This window comes from Arsenicibacter rosenii (genome assembly GCF_001870735.1).
Lineage (GTDB): Bacteria > Bacteroidota > Bacteroidia > Cytophagales > Spirosomataceae > Arsenicibacter > Arsenicibacter rosenii.
On the sequence record NZ_MORL01000004.1, the window covers coordinates 78,743 to 92,866 of the forward strand.

Below are 14,124 nucleotides of genomic sequence, written 5' to 3' on the forward strand. Positions count from 1 at the left end.
CGGACACGGGCCGAAAAAACGCTGGCGACCCGTGTCCGTGTCAGGTTTATCAGATGCCCCCGGCCGGTGCACCGCCAACAAGCACATTAACCAGTTCTGTCGTTTCCGAAGCCGCCGCAGCCCGGACTACGACCAGACCCACATTGTAATAGCCCGCATTATCCGTAAATTTTTCGTCGAAGGCCAGAATATGCACCGCTCCGTCCGTCGTTGCAGTTGCCTGCATCCGGCCGTTGTTACTGCTGCTTTGATTCGACGGATCATTGACGATCGGGCACGGGAAGAAGGCATTCATCTTTTTGGTATCGCTGCTATAATATTTATAGAGCCGACCATCGTTTTTTGTATCCCCGGTCAGATGATAGTCGTCTGTAGCATAAAGCGGCCCGTGTGATTCCGGCATACAAACAATCAGTCCGCCTTCGTTTTTTGCGTAATCGCCCGTACCCGGGTCACGACCATACATATCACGGCGTTTATCGCCTAATTCGTCCGGAACAGCACTCATGATGGCATCCACACCCGCATTCCATGTGGCCACAAACGGAGCTGTTTCCGGCTGAGAAAGCACTAATGCCGTTCCGACAGCGGCATTAGCAATGCCAACGATGCCTTTTACCAGTGCCATGTTTACTTTTTCAAATGAAGCAATGCCCGCGGCGTCATAAACGATAACGGTATCCCCTTCTCTGACGTTATCAATCGTGATTCCTTTGTCATCATTAGCCGGAATCGACGCCCAGACTTTAAAACCCGAAATAAAATCATCCCCGATTTTTTCTGGTAACGTAACCGTTGGCGTCATTGTTTGTGCACCACTTTCGGCAGCAAATTCAGTAGTCATAAAACTGTTTTTTTAAAGATTTAGGATTGACTGTTACTGTAAATTGTTAATGGTCTGTCAAGCGCGTTTGAACGTCACAAAGGTGGCAGGTTAGTAACAGTTGGCATCAGGCATAAAGGCCCGTTTAAAAAAACAGGTATTTCAGGGGGTAAAAGCAGGTATTTATACGGGTATCCTGAAATCAGGCATTTATACGGATAAGGAGAAATAGTTACTAATCTACTTTTGCGGGTGTACCACGTTTATGTACCTCTAAACCATGTCTGAACAAAAACTCAATGACGAATGGGTGCCCATGTCGGTGCCGGTACCCCTCGCCCAGGAATGGATCGGCAACTGGATCAATGCTAACGCAGATGGCGAACGGCTGGATCCGCGCGAAATGCGGGCATTTGTTGTCCGGAAGGCCGACTTTGTTGAACTCCTGAATCAGGTCGATACTGAATACGTGCGGTTATATGTCGGCCGGAAAAAAGAAACCAATGAGGCAACCGGTCTGGAACACCTGCGTCCGTGCCTGCTGCTGGTCAGCGCGGCCACGCGGAAAGATGTCATGACGGTAAACGAAGGGCAAGATCCGGATACGATCGTTGACCTTATCGGCGAAATGACGGTGACAAATCCTGCGAGCACCATCGACGATCCGGCCGAAACCTACGACTATCAGGTATTTGACTTTACCCGTCCCTGCCCGCCGCGCTGCGACGATGAAAGCGACCTGTTCATTACCCGCGACGGTGAGGACAAAAGCTTCTGCTAAAACGGAATGGATAATGGGGAATGAATAATGTACAATGAATAATGGATAATGAACGTCACACCACTCCGTCAATCAATCCTATACAGTCTGGTTTAGTAACCGGCCCTCAATCATTATACAGTTAACATTCTCCATTATTCATTCACAATCATGGAATCTTTTTTTCTCTGGATGTTCGATTATGCCGGTTGGTTTATTGTCTTTTCCGTCAGCTCAGCGCTGATCCGGCGGAGGAGCCTGACCGGCTATTTACGGTTTATCTGGTTTCCGCTGTCGGCCTCGGCTATTGCCGAAGTAACGGGGCATATCCTGAGCCGTATGCACATCCCGAATCTGTTTGTATTACATATCTATACCATTTTCGAATTCAATGCCTTAGCCTTGTTTTACCGTGCGTTTTTCGGGTCATTTTATCCGTCGCGGCTCGTTCCCGGCATGATGGCCTTTTTTACGCTGGCGTCCATAGCTAACTCCGCCTTGATTCAGCCCCTTAACACCTTCAACGGCTATGCCCGCGCGCTGGAAGGGCTCTTCGTGATGATTCTGGCCCTGATGTGTTACTACAAAATTCTGGTTGATCTGGACACGCGGAATTTATTTCGTAATCCGGTTTTCTGGATAAATACAGGTTATCTGTTTTACTTTGCCGGAACTCTTTTTCTGTTTATCCTGAGCAATCTCCTGCTTCAGGAAAGCGAGAGGCTAAACTTTATCTCGTGGGGAATGCATGCCACCCTGGTATCACTCAACCACGTGTTAATAGGCGTCGGCATATGGCAAGCACCTCAACGTCGTTAGATTTATTTGTCCTGATTTTCGGCGGAGCCCTCGCTATGCTTATTCTGGTAGCTGGCGTAGTGGCTTTTACTGTTTTATACCAGAAACGTATCTACAAACAAACCTTGTTGGTCAAGCAGATGGAAGTAAAACATCAGCAGGAACTTATCTACCACACGTTTGAGGGCATCGAGACCGAACGTAAACGGGTAGCCCGCGACCTCCACGATGATATCGGAGCCGCCTTATCGGCCATGCGTCTGCTTGTCGGTCAGATGATCAGTCAACAGGGGGAGACGGAGGTGCTCGCCGAACGTTGTAAACAACTCATCGACAACACCATTCAGAGTGTCCGTACCATTTCAAACGACCTGTTACCACACGGTCTGGAAGAGCTTGGCCTCGCTTACAGCCTGGAAGGCCTATGCGAAGAGGCCGCCAACCTGACCGATGCGGACGTATGCTGTGACGTCATCGACCTGCCAGCGACCCGGCCCAATCTGAATCTGCTCCTGTACCGCATTGTACAGGAACTCCTCAACAACGCCGTCAAATACGCCGGTGCAACCCAAATCAGTATTCAACTCACGGAAGAAACCGGCGACTATCTGTTTGTCTATGCCGACAACGGGCAGGGCTTCGACTTTTCGTCGGCTTATCAGAAAAAAAGCCTTGGTCTGAAAAATATCGAAACCCGGGCCCGCATGCTGGGCAGTCAGGTACTTTTTCAGACAGCTCCGTCGGCAGGGCTGCGGGTGTCAATTGCCATCCCGAAATCCAGTTATCTTTAGATTTTGCGTTATGATCCGAATTGCCATTGCCGATGATCAGTTGCTGTTCCGGCGCGGAATGGTTTCCATTATCAATCAGTTTTCCGATATCGAAGTTGTCCTTGAAGCCGATAACGGGCAGGTGCTGCTCGATGCCCTGGCCGTTGCTGACCCTACACCTGATGTGGTGCTGCTCGACCTGTCGATGCCGGTGCTGAACGGCGTGGAAACGACCAGGCTTATTCATCAGCGTCACCCCGGCCTGCGCATTATCATCCTGTCGGTATATGGCGAAGACCGGTTTGTTTCCCACCTGATCGATTTAGGCGTAAATGGCTATCTGTTCAAAAACGTAGAGCCCAGGGAGGTTGAGCAGGCAATCCGGACGGTTATGGAGCAGGATTTTTACTTTAATCAGGCGTTCCTGAACGCCATGCGCAGCCGGATCAACAAAAAAACGCGCCTGCTGCTGACAGATGATATCCCATCGCTGCTGACCATCCGGGAGAAAGAAGTATTGCAGCTGATCTGCAAACAGTTAACCGCGCAGGAAATTGCCGACACCTTAAGCCTGAGCACCCGGACCATCGAAGGCCACCGCAATAACCTGCTCGAAAAAACCGGTGCCAAAAACACGGCGGGGCTGGTCCTGTTTGCCATCAAACACTGGCTCGTCGACCCGAATGATTTGATTTGAAGAACGGGACTCCGATGAACTCCCCAAACGGTTTACCCGTTCGGGGAGTTACGAATCACTTTCGCTTATTCTCCAGCACCAGCAATCCGTTTGACTGCTGCCGCCACTGGTTTTTATAACTTTCCGGCGTTTTGGTGACCGAAAAATGGAAACTGCCCAGCAGCAGATCCTCGTCGCCGTCCTGGTCATAATCGGCCGCTTCCATGACCAGCCACCGCCCCTGGTTCGCCTGCGAAAAGGTACGCGGGGTAAAATTTTGTTTTCCGTCGTTTTCGAAATAGACAAAACTCTCCGGATTCGGATGATCGTAGTCCGGGAAAAAGGCAATAGCCGCCAGATCCATATCCCCGTCCTGATCGAAATCACGGGCAACTACCTGAGTGGCTCCGTGCAACGGATAAAACCAGGCTTCGGTAAAGCTGAATTTCCCGTCGTTCAGAAAAATCCGGACACCGTGGTATGCCTTCAGCGAATACGAATAATCGGCATTATCGCCGTTGGTGTAAATCAGGTCCTCGTCACCATCGCGGTCAATGTCAGCGAGTTCAATGGACGACGAACCATTGACCGGCGGAAACCGAATCAGCGTTTGCTTGATAAACTTACCTTTGTAATTTTTGTACCATGCAATCTGCTCATCGCCCTGTGCCAGCAACGCAATCACATCCGGCCATTCGTCCTTGTCGACGTCGCGGATAATGACCTGCCGCGCCCCCGGCACAGGGTCGATCACCTCCTCCTGATAGCCGGTTGCTGTTTTCATATACGCGCTGAGCTTACCCGCCAGGTGCCCGAACTGGCACACGATATAATCGGGCTGGCCATCCTTGTTAAAATCCTGCGACACCATCTGTACCGGCCGGCGTAACTGCGGCAGCACCGGGGTTTCGCCCTGACCGGCGCGTGCCGGTGTGGCAGCAATTTTGCCGATTGCCTGATTATCAGGATCCATATGCCCCATCAGCAGCCAGTCGTACCCCTTTGCATTGTTGACAAGCACATCGGCAGGGGTACTGCTGAGTCGTATAGAATCCGTTACGGTCAGCGACGGACTGACAAACTGTGCATAATTCATCCGGTCGCCGACGATGATCCGGCGGTGAACGGCGTCGTACCGCACAAGAGTCGTCAGCGGGACAATCCGCGGGGTTGGTTCACGAACCGAAAACAAGGGTAATCCGGGAACAACGGCCGCTTTTTTTCCCTGCGGGATTGGCTTCTCCGGTGCGTTGGTTTTGTAGTAGTCAATGATTTTCAGCCAGTCGGCCTGCGCCATAACAGGTTCTACCGGATAGGCGCCCAGCTGCGCTCCTGCCTGTTGTTCTTCGAGTTGCGCATTGTAGTTCATAACCGACAGCGTATCGGTCAGAAAGCCGAGGCGGAGCGCCATTTTCGGTAATACCCCGTTTTCCCAGATGGCCTTCGGCAGCAGTTTCGGTTCAGGGAATGCATGGCAGTTGCTACAATGCAGCTTTGCCAGCTCCTCGCCGGTCATATCGCTGGCATCCGTCGCTTGCCGGCAGTCAGTCAGTATGCTGCCCGACACCAGCAACCCGCCCCAAAGCCACAGATTGCGGGCGGCAAATAGCGTATTAAAGGTATATTTTTGAATTATTCGGGAAAGAAACATGCAGCAAGTTAATCAACCAAACGGATTCCTCTAATTTTGCCGGTACTATGTCATTCTTTTACTACATTCTTGCCTTTCTGACCGGCATTGCCAACAGCACGCAGTCGGGGGTCAATTCGCAGCTCCGGCTTGCATTACAGAATCCGTTGCTGGCGGCGGTCGGGTCGTTTGGAGGGGGCTTTCTGTCGCTGCTGCTGCTGCAGTTCACGATTGGCAGTCCGGTGCCTTCGCTTGAGGTACTCCGGCAGGTCAGCTGGTGGAAATGGACTGGCGGGCTGCTGGGCGTCTTTTACGTATGCTCGGTGATTATTTCGGTACCGAAAATCGGGCCGACCAACCTGCTCAGCCTCAGCGTGGCGGGTCAGTTACTGGCGGCGGTGGTGCTGGAGCACTATGGCTGGGTTGGCTTCCGCGAACATGCGGTAAACATCTGGCGGATACTGGGCATCCTGCTGATTATTCTCGGGGTGGTGCTGGTGGTGAAGAATTAGGGGCGCCAAAAAGGGCGACCACGTAGTTCTTAAAAGCCAAAAAGGGCGACCACGTAGTTCTTAAAAGCCCAAAAGGGCGACCACGTAGTTCTTAAAAGCCCAAAAGGGCGACCACGTAGTTCTTAAAAGCCCAAAAGGGCGACCACGTGGGGTCGCCCGTACGGGATATCGGGATTCGGGATCAAAAGCAGGATGTTATTGCGGATCGGTTTTCGGCGTGCTTGTATTGTTATCGGCTTCCGTCCGCGGATACGGCATAAAATTCCGGTTGCGCTCCGAGCCCGCCGCTCCGGGACCGGGACGACCAAACCGGCGGCTGTCCTCCAGCCGGAACCCACTGAAAGCCAGCTCGATGCTCCGGTTACGCAGAATCTCCGTCAGTATGGCGGCTTGTGTCTGCCCGCCCGCATAGGCCGGCAATGCGGCCCCAACGCCGTAGATGTCCTGCGCAGCCGTTTTCGTCAGTACCTTGTTCAACTCCGTTACGGCATTCGTCAGGTCACTTTTCCGGGCATAGGCTTCGGCTTTAATCAGCGTCATTTCCCCCGGCGTATAGACCGGAACAGCCGCGTTGTTAGCCGTATAATAGCCCGTTCCAAGGTTTTGCGTCGCTGTCGGGTTAGCCCTGATAAAGAACGCGAGCCGCTTATCAGCTGTATTCGGCGCTAATTCGCCGGTCAGGCCAAGGGTCGCATTTGTAGGCTCAAACACGTTTTTATTCCCGAACGCCGCTTCAAACACCGGATTCCGCGTATTATCGTCAAAGTTAAAAACCGACTTCTTCGTCAGATCAACTTTATTGGCCGCCGCCAGCGCCTTGTCGTAATCGCCGGCAAACAGGCTGTAACGGGCAATCAGGGCCTGAATCGTATTGGCCAGATCAATGCCCGGCACAATCTTATCGGTAAACGTTGTCGTTACCGTTGCCCCGTTAAGCTGCGTGGCCGCACTTTCCAGCGTGGCAATGGCTTCTTTCAGGATCGTCGCCCGGTCAACAAACGGTGCGTTATCAGCCGTTGTGATGGGAGCCTGCTCGAAAAACTGCGCCAGCGTACCCAGAGCCAGTGCCCGGAAAATCGACGCGTACGCCACAATGCCGGCCTTTGTACCCGCATCGGCCGCATTACCGGCGTTGGCCAGTACCAGATCAGCATTCGCGCGGACCAACTGGCAGCGGGTCCAGATGTTTGTTACGGTACCATTGCCGCGCGTTACCGAACCGGCGCCCACGCTCAGGTTAAACTCATCGAGGTTCCCCACGTTGAGCACCGTTAACTCTTTGGTAGACAACCCGCCAATGGCCATTGTGGTATACAGGACACTGGCAGCGCCCCCCGTCGTGAACCGGTACTGTAACCCATTACACAGGGTAATTAATCCGTCGGTTGAACTGACAACCTGTGGCTGACTGGCCGTACTGGGGTTCAGATATTCCTGCGTACAGGAGTTCTGCGTCAGTGTCAGTGCCAGCAGCGAAATGATGAGAAGGTATTTTTTCATGATTAGAAAGTCGCTGAAAGTTTGAGTTGATACGTACGCGGGATCGGTACGTTTCCGAAATCGACACCCCGTAACAGATCGGTTGTCCCGCCGGCATTGGTCTCCGGATCGAATCCGTTGTAGTTATCCCACGAGATCAGGTTACGGCCAACCAGCGCAACCGTAAAGTTGCTCATGCTTTTCACCAGTTTCGGCAAGCCATAGCTCAGCGAAATCTCCCGCAGCTTCACAAATGAGCCATCATCTACCCGCCATTCCTGCGTATTATAAATCGAGAAGATATAGCCTCTCGGAATTTCACCTTTCAGCTCTTTTTCGGCGTAATCGCCGATACCAACCCCCTGACGTGTCCGTTTGTCGGCGTTAAACACGCTGACGCCCTGCACCGCATCAAGCAGAATGTGCAGGCCAACCCGCTTGTAGCTCAGGTTTGTGTTAAACGAGCCGGTCCATTTCGGATTCGGATTACCAATAATCACGTTAACCGTAGGAGCCGAGTAGTCCGGTTGTCCGTCGGCGCGGCGTGACGGTGTATAGGTTGTTGAGCCGGTTGTCTGTACACCACGCTCCTGCTGCGAAAACTTCTGGCTTGTTTCCAGCAATGAACCATCCGGGTTACGCGCATAGGTAGTTCCGTAGAACACACCGGCCGGCTGTCCCTGAAGCAAATAAACCGGTGCACCGGCCGCATTGTCGATGGCAATTACCGGGCTTCCCAATGACAGCACCTTGTTGCGGTTGCGGTTGAAAATCACCGTAAAATCCCAGCTGAAATCACTGGTTTTTACCGGCGTTACGTCCAGCATAATTTCCACCCCTTTGTTTTCCATCGTACCCACGTTATTCACGATGCTTGACCCGCCCGACGATGGTGCCAGGACGCGGTTTACGACCAGATCCTTGATGTTCTGCTTGTAGGCCGTAATGCCAATGCCCAGGCGGTTATTCAGGAACGAGAGGTCAACCCCGCCTTCCAGCTCGGCCATACGCTCCGGCCGTACGCGCGGGTTAGCAAGCGTAGTGCCCGGTACAATTGTGTTTTTACCCAGGAAACCAACCGGACTGAACTGGTAGAACCGGCTGTAGGAACCAATACCCGACAGGTTACCGGCCTCGCCGTAGCTGACACGGAATTTCGCCCCGTTCCACGCCTTGCTCAGGCCTGAGTTTTTCCAGAAGTCAAAATCCGACAGTACCAGCGAGCCGCTCAGTTTCGGATACAGCTGATTGGTCTCCGTAGCCGAGAACTTCGACGAACGGTCGCGGCGGACAGCGGCCGTCACGAAAGCCAGATTCCGGTAACCCAGCGTCGCCTGTGCAAAATAACCGCTCAGGTTATACCGGTCGAGCACGTAGTTGGCCTGCACCGTCGTGCTGGCGGCACCGGCCACGGTCTCAATAAACGGCGACAGGTTCTGACCCGACGCAATCGAATAATCCTGCTGGCTGAACTGGTAGTTGAACCCGACAATGGCGTTAAACTTAAACTTCTCGGCAAACGTCTGTTCGTAGCTCGCGTTGATGTCGGAGTTCAGCAACAGCACGGTATTGTTGGCCGTAGCGGCAAAGCCCAGCGGGTATCGGGCCGCCGGTAAACCAGCCTGCGCCTGATACGGGTAGGGCCGGATATAACTTTTACCAACCTGCCCGTAGGTATCTACACCCAGAATATAATCGATGCTAAGGCCCTTGACCGGTGTCAGGTTCAGCTGTACATCGCTGATGGTCCGGTTCACGGCCTGGGTAAACTTCATGTCCTCAATCGTCGAAAGCGGGTTCACCCGCGTTGGTTCAACGGCTTTCAGGTTGCCCGAAGCATCCCGCTGGGTAAGATCCCAGAGGTTATTGGTGATGTTTACCGCGTTGATCGGACTGTAGAATACATTGCCATTGGCCTTTTCGTTCGAGAAGCTGTTGGCATAGCTCAGCCCCGCCGACAGCTTGGCCCACGTTGCCAGCCGCTGATCGACCCGTGCCCGCAGGTTGTAGCGGGTAAAATCCGTGCCTTTGATGATCCCTTCGTTTTTCAGGTAGTTGAACGAGACGAAATACTGGGTATTGTCGCGGCCTCCCGACACCGACACGGCATCATCCGTGCCATAACCGGTCCGGAAAATCTGGTCGAAGTAGTTGTAGCGGGTGACGTCAACCAGGTTGGTCGCCAGGTTAGTAGTTGTCCCGTCACGCTGAAAACCGGTTGTTGTTACCGCGCCGCCGGCCGTTGCTGCACCAATGGTATGCAGACGCAGCGCGGCGGTACCGAACTGTTTGCCATAGGTATTGATCGGGACACTCTTCCGGAGTTCGTTGATGTTAAAGCCAAACGAAACCGACACTTTCGGTGCCCCGGTCTGCCCCCGTTTGGTCGTAATCAGCACGACGCCGTTGGCCGCCCGCGACCCGTACTGAGCAGCGGCCGCCGCCCCGTTGATGACGTTGATGCTTTCGATATCGTTCGGGTTCAGGTCGGCGAGCCGGTTCTGGCCCGGGTTGGCCTGTCCGATGTCGTTGGCCAGTGCAATCTGTGACACGTTTACGCTGGCATTGCTGACAATGACCCCGTCGATTACATACAGCGGGTCCGACGACCCAATCAGCGACTTGATCCCGCGCAACCGCACCGACAGCGCACCGGCCGGATCACCCGAGTTCTGGGTAATCTGTGCACCCGGCACTTTGCCCTGCAGTGAGTTCAGCAACCCTGCCGACCCCGACTGCGTCAAATCCTGCCCCTTGATCGTGCTGATCGCATTGCCAAGCTCCCGGCGTGTCGTCTGAATCGTTGATCCCGTTACCACGACCTCATCCAGATTCATGACATCTTCGCCCAGACTGGCATCAGTCGTAATGCTCTCGGCGCTGCCAATCGCCACACTCTGTTTCTTCGGTGCATAGCCAACGGCACTGAACACAAGTGTTGCCTGACCGGCCGGTACTGCACCGGTAAATGAATAATTCCCGTCTGCATCCGAAGCTGTACCAAGCGAGGTGCCCTGAACCTGCACCGTGACTCCTGGGATTCCCTGCCCGTTCCTGTCGGTAACGCGTCCTTTAAACGTGGTGCGCTGGGTTTGCGCCCACAGCTGGCCTGATACTAACAATGGCAGCAGTAACGCCATGAGCCATTGTACGGGCCTGTAACAAGGTAAGTACTTGTTTGTCATAGGTATAACAATAAAGATAGATTAGCACAACCTGATGTGTTGTTATGCGATTTACGTATTAAGCGAATGTGAAGCAACAGGACCGGCGAAACTAATTTTGTATCTATTCTTTGCAATACATTGTATTTGTTTAATTCCAATTTACCGATAACCAGACGGGCGGTTTTGTGACGATTGGATGGGACGGGGTGTTTTGGATTGTCGCTGAAAAACCGACCTTTGCGGCATGATTGCCCGCACATTACGTCTCTACCGCAACGCTTATACAGGATTGGCACCGTCTGTCTGGCTTTTGTCAGGGGTTATGCTTATCAACCGCTGCGGCACTATGGTTCTGCCTTACCTGACGCTGTACCTGACACAGCACCTGCATTTTTCGGTTTCACAGGCGGGGGTGGTCATGGCCGTGTATGGTACCGGTGCCTTTGTCGGCACATTTCTGGGCGGTAAGCTCACGGATCGGTTCGGCTTTTACTATGTGCAGTTAATAAGTCTGTTTGCGGGCGGCGTTTTTCTGCTGGGCCTCCAGTATGTCAGCAACTTTTACGCCATCTGTGCCAGTGCCTTTATTTTTACGCTGCTCGGCGATACCTTCCGGCCGGCCAATTCGGCGGCCATTGCCCATTACAGCCATGCCGATAACCGGACGCGGGCCTACTCGCTGAACCGGCTGGCGATTAACCTGGGCTGGTCGGTCGGCGGCGGACTCGGCGGTTACCTGGCCAGCATCGACTACAGCCTGTTGTTCTGGGCTGATGGCTTCACCTGCATTGCCGCAGCGGCCGTACTGCGTTTTTTCCTGCCCCCACCTGCCCGTGTGGCGACCGGCACTAAACATGCCACGGCTACAACTGAGGTGAGTCCGGCCCAATCGCCCTACAAAGACCGCTATTTTCTGGGTTTTACCGGCTGTACCTTACTTTACGCCATTTCGTTTCTGCTGCTGTTCAGCCTGATTCCGCTGTATTTTAAGGAAAAACTCCTGCTGGATGAATCACAGATCGGCATGCTGCTGGCCCTGAACGGCATCCTGATCGTGATTATTGAGATGGCGCTGGTTTACACAATTGAACAAAAGTTTGCACACCATAAAACCCTGATTATCTGCACCGGCGTACTGCTGACCGGGTTCTCTTACCTTGTCCTGCTGATTACCCCGCTGGCAGGCATTGCGTTGGTGTTTACGATCATTACCACATTCGGCGAAATGCTGACCCATCCCTTTCTGCAATCCTTTGCCGTCAGCCGGTCAACGCCGCAGACGCGGGGGCAATACCTGGCCCTGCACTCGATGGCGTTTGCGCTGGCGCAGGTGACAAGTCCCGCACTTGGCTCGTTGATTGTGACAACGGCAGGTTTTGGTCTGTTGTGGACGGTTATGATGGGATTGTGCCTGGTTTCAGCCACGGGCTACTGGTGGCTATCCCGCCGGTTTGCATAAAAAAAACGGGATCGCCTGACCCCGTTTCTGCATTGTTGCCTTATTACCGGCTTATTTGGCAGCCGCTACGCGCCAGATGCGGTTCCCCGAATCATCGGCCACCAGCATCGACCCGTCGGGCATAACCGTTACGCCAACCGGCCGGCCATAGACATCTTTATCGTTGGCTACAAATCCGGTCAGAAAATCTTCGGGTTTGCCATTCGGATGGCCGTCCACAAACGGAACGGCAACGACCTTATAGCCAACCAGCGCGCTCCGGTTCCAGGAGCCGTGCTGACCGATAAATGCGGCATTATGGTACTTGGCCGGAAACGCGTTCTGATCGTAAAAAGCCAGCCCCAGTGAAGCCGTGTGGGATCCCAGCGGTACATCCGGCAAGAGTGCTTTTTTGACCAGGTCAGGGCGTTCGCCTTTACGGCGCGGGTCTTCATGTTGACCATAATACGAATACGGCCAGCCATAGAATGCGCCGTCTTTCACGCTGGTCAGGTAGTCCGGCACCAGTTCGTCGCCGAGTTCATCGCGTTCATTAACAGCCGTATATAACGTTTTACTGCCCGGATACCAGTCCATGCCCACCGGATTACGCAGGCCGCTGGCATAAATCCGCTCGCCGGTCCCGTCGGGGTTAATTTCCAGAATAGCCGCCCGCCGTACTTCATTATCCATGCCGTGTTCGGCCACGTTACTGCCCGACCCGACCGAGATGTAAATCTTGCTGCCATCGGCATTGGCAATCAAATTGCGTGTCCAGTGGTTGTTATAGCCACCCGCCGGCAGCTCCAGTATTTTCTTACCGGCACCGGTAATTTTGGTCTGCCCTTCCTGATACGGATAGCTCATCAGCCCGTCCGTATTGGCGACGTAAAACGTATTGCCGACAATCAGCATGCCGAATGGTTGGTTCAGGCCTTCCAGAAACGTTGTTTTTGCATCCGGTTTGCCATCTTTGTTCGTATCCCGCAGCAGGGTAATGCGGTTAGCGCTCGTGCCCAGCCGCTGCGAATTAGCCTTACCCGACAGGACGGCCCCCACTTTTTTCAGGCCTTTCTGCTCGGTATTGGCCTCTGCGACCAGTACATCACCGTTGGGCGCTACGTAAATCCAGCGCGGATTGACCAGATCACGGGCATACTCGGTAACAACAAAGCCTTCCGGAGCCACCGGTGTCTTACCTTCCGGCCAGCCGATCACATTACTGAATTTAGTCTGCGATTTTCCTTCATCCGGTGCCGGTAACGGTGGAGCCTGCGGTGTCCAGGCGGTTGTAGCGGTAGAATCGCTGCTGGTTCCGCTGTTTTTTTTGTCCCCGCAGGCAGTCAACAAGACAGCAAGGGGTGCCGCCATGAAGAGGTATTTTTTCATATCCATTGAGCGATGATTTTAAATGGGTAATGTATGATGAACAATGAATAACGCGTTTCACCGGCTACCCGAAGGGCCAGTCGGTCCTTCGTTTTACACCATTCATTTTACATGGTCCATTAGTCATTATTTACTCCTCTAACTCACTGCCGGTGGTTTGGTTTGGATTTCTGATCGTAATCGTTGTACACGTCGTAGCGGTAAGCCATGCTTCATCGCTGCGGGTACAAATCCAGCACATATTTTGAATACGGGATCGGGCCTTTGCAGAACACCTCCCCCTCAGGCTGCATGCCAAAACGGCGGTAAAAACCGGCGGCCGACAAACGGGCATCGCACCAGATCAGGCGGGCTCCCAACCGGCGCGATTCGGCCAGCACGTGATTGAGCAGCGCAGTGCCGATGCCTTTGCCCTGGAGGTCGGGACGGGTCGCAAACTTCCGGAAACGGGCCTCGCCGTTTTGCCGGAAAAGGGAGATTACCGCAACCAGCCTTTCGTCCAGAAAAGCCCCGTAATGAAGCCCCGATTCATCATCCGGCACTTTCACAAAATCAATTGGCTGATCGGGCCATAACACCGCCTGACGAAGCGCATAAGTTTCTGCTGCTGATATTTCTCTGATTTGCACCATTGGAATAGAGTTAATTGGTAAATTGGGCCGCAAGATCCGAATCCCGTCCG

12 protein-coding genes are annotated in these 14,124 nt (G+C 53.5%); 6 read left to right on the forward strand and 6 right to left on the reverse strand.

Features of this window, described 5'->3' with window-relative positions:
* Nucleotides 1-49: 49 nt before the first annotated feature.
* Nucleotides 50-844, reverse strand: coding sequence for a hypothetical protein (locus BLX24_RS09390; RefSeq protein WP_071502877.1), 795 nt, complete (start codon nt 842-844; stop codon nt 50-52).
* Between the two features lie 259 nt (nt 845-1,103).
* Here BLX24_RS09390 and BLX24_RS09395 point away from each other — a divergent pair, with 259 nt between their 5' ends.
* The 4 genes from BLX24_RS09395 to BLX24_RS09410 all read left to right on the forward strand — a co-directional run bounded on the left by BLX24_RS09395 (nt 1,104) and on the right by BLX24_RS09410 (nt 3,848).
* Nucleotides 1,104-1,604, forward strand: a complete 501-nt coding sequence (locus BLX24_RS09395) for a hypothetical protein (RefSeq protein ID WP_071502878.1) — start codon at nt 1,104-1,106, stop codon at nt 1,602-1,604.
* Between the two features lie 150 nt (nt 1,605-1,754).
* Complete coding sequence (locus BLX24_RS09400; RefSeq protein ID WP_071502879.1) at nt 1,755-2,402, forward strand: hypothetical protein; 648 nt, start codon at nt 1,755-1,757, stop codon at nt 2,400-2,402.
* Entirely contained in the window at nt 2,378-3,172 is a 795-nt protein-coding gene (locus BLX24_RS09405) for a sensor histidine kinase (protein ID WP_071502880.1), read from the forward strand. Before BLX24_RS09400 ends, BLX24_RS09405 begins: the two co-directional genes overlap by 25 nt.
* A gap of 10 nt (nt 3,173-3,182) precedes the next feature.
* A complete protein-coding gene (locus tag BLX24_RS09410; protein WP_071502881.1) occupies nt 3,183-3,848 on the forward strand; it encodes a response regulator transcription factor in 666 nt (221 codons plus the stop codon).
* 55 nt (nt 3,849-3,903) lie between these two features.
* On the opposite strand, the gene BLX24_RS09415 is transcribed toward BLX24_RS09410, so the two are convergent.
* Entirely contained in the window at nt 3,904-5,478 is a 1,575-nt protein-coding gene (locus tag BLX24_RS09415) for an FG-GAP repeat domain-containing protein (RefSeq protein WP_071502882.1), read from the reverse strand.
* 47 nt (nt 5,479-5,525) lie between these two features.
* Between BLX24_RS09415 and BLX24_RS09420 the strand changes: the two genes are divergently transcribed.
* Nucleotides 5,526-5,969 (forward strand): DMT family transporter, encoded by a 444-nt coding sequence (locus BLX24_RS09420; protein WP_071502883.1) that lies wholly within the window; start codon nt 5,526-5,528, stop codon nt 5,967-5,969.
* A gap of 195 nt (nt 5,970-6,164) precedes the next feature.
* On the opposite strand, the gene BLX24_RS09425 is transcribed toward BLX24_RS09420, so the two are convergent.
* Both BLX24_RS09425 and BLX24_RS09430 read right to left on the reverse strand, forming a co-directional pair.
* Nucleotides 6,165-7,469 carry a RagB/SusD family nutrient uptake outer membrane protein gene (locus BLX24_RS09425; RefSeq protein ID WP_071502884.1) on the reverse strand — a complete coding sequence of 435 codons (1,305 nt, stop codon included), beginning with the start codon at nt 7,467-7,469 and terminating at the stop codon, nt 6,165-6,167.
* Between the two features lie 2 nt (nt 7,470-7,471).
* On the reverse strand, nt 7,472-10,588 hold the full coding sequence (locus tag BLX24_RS09430; RefSeq protein ID WP_229201746.1) for a SusC/RagA family TonB-linked outer membrane protein: 3,117 nt from the start codon (nt 10,586-10,588) through the stop codon (nt 7,472-7,474).
* Nucleotides 10,589-10,859: 271 nt separating this feature from the next.
* Between BLX24_RS09430 and BLX24_RS09435 the strand changes: the two genes are divergently transcribed.
* Entirely contained in the window at nt 10,860-12,074 is a 1,215-nt protein-coding gene (locus tag BLX24_RS09435) for an MFS transporter (RefSeq protein WP_071502886.1), read from the forward strand.
* A 51-nt stretch (nt 12,075-12,125) separates the two neighbouring features.
* Here the strand turns inward: BLX24_RS09435 and BLX24_RS09440 are convergent, their stop codons facing one another.
* Complete coding sequence (locus BLX24_RS09440; protein ID WP_071502887.1) at nt 12,126-13,448, reverse strand: PQQ-dependent sugar dehydrogenase; 1,323 nt, start codon at nt 13,446-13,448, stop codon at nt 12,126-12,128.
* Between the two features lie 206 nt (nt 13,449-13,654).
* Nucleotides 13,655-14,074, reverse strand: coding sequence for a GNAT family N-acetyltransferase (locus BLX24_RS09445; RefSeq protein ID WP_071502888.1), 420 nt, complete (start codon nt 14,072-14,074; stop codon nt 13,655-13,657).
* Between the last annotated feature and the right edge of the window lie 50 nt (nt 14,075-14,124).

Excerpts from the sequence above, each read along its gene's own strand:
- BLX24_RS09435 (WP_071502886.1), top strand. The coding sequence starts at position 10,860 with ATGATTGCCCGCACATTACGTCTCTACCGCAACGCTTATACAGGATTG.
- BLX24_RS09430 (WP_229201746.1), bottom strand. The coding sequence starts at position 10,588 with ATGGCGTTACTGCTGCCATTGTTAGTATCAGGCCAGCTGTGGGCGCAA.
- BLX24_RS09400 (WP_071502879.1), top strand. The coding sequence starts at position 1,755 with ATGGAATCTTTTTTTCTCTGGATGTTCGATTATGCCGGTTGGTTTATT.
- BLX24_RS09405 (WP_071502880.1), top strand. The coding sequence starts at position 2,378 with ATGGCAAGCACCTCAACGTCGTTAGATTTATTTGTCCTGATTTTCGGC.
- BLX24_RS09440 (WP_071502887.1), bottom strand. The coding sequence starts at position 13,448 with ATGGATATGAAAAAATACCTCTTCATGGCGGCACCCCTTGCTGTCTTG.
- BLX24_RS09415 (WP_071502882.1), bottom strand. The coding sequence starts at position 5,478 with ATGTTTCTTTCCCGAATAATTCAAAAATATACCTTTAATACGCTATTT.
- BLX24_RS09390 (WP_071502877.1), bottom strand. The coding sequence starts at position 844 with ATGACTACTGAATTTGCTGCCGAAAGTGGTGCACAAACAATGACGCCA.
- BLX24_RS09425 (WP_071502884.1), bottom strand. The coding sequence starts at position 7,469 with ATGAAAAAATACCTTCTCATCATTTCGCTGCTGGCACTGACACTGACG.
- BLX24_RS09445 (WP_071502888.1), bottom strand. The coding sequence starts at position 14,074 with ATGGTGCAAATCAGAGAAATATCAGCAGCAGAAACTTATGCGCTTCGT.
- BLX24_RS09395 (WP_071502878.1), top strand. The coding sequence starts at position 1,104 with ATGTCTGAACAAAAACTCAATGACGAATGGGTGCCCATGTCGGTGCCG.
- BLX24_RS09420 (WP_071502883.1), top strand. The coding sequence starts at position 5,526 with ATGTCATTCTTTTACTACATTCTTGCCTTTCTGACCGGCATTGCCAAC.
- BLX24_RS09410 (WP_071502881.1), top strand. The coding sequence starts at position 3,183 with ATGATCCGAATTGCCATTGCCGATGATCAGTTGCTGTTCCGGCGCGGA.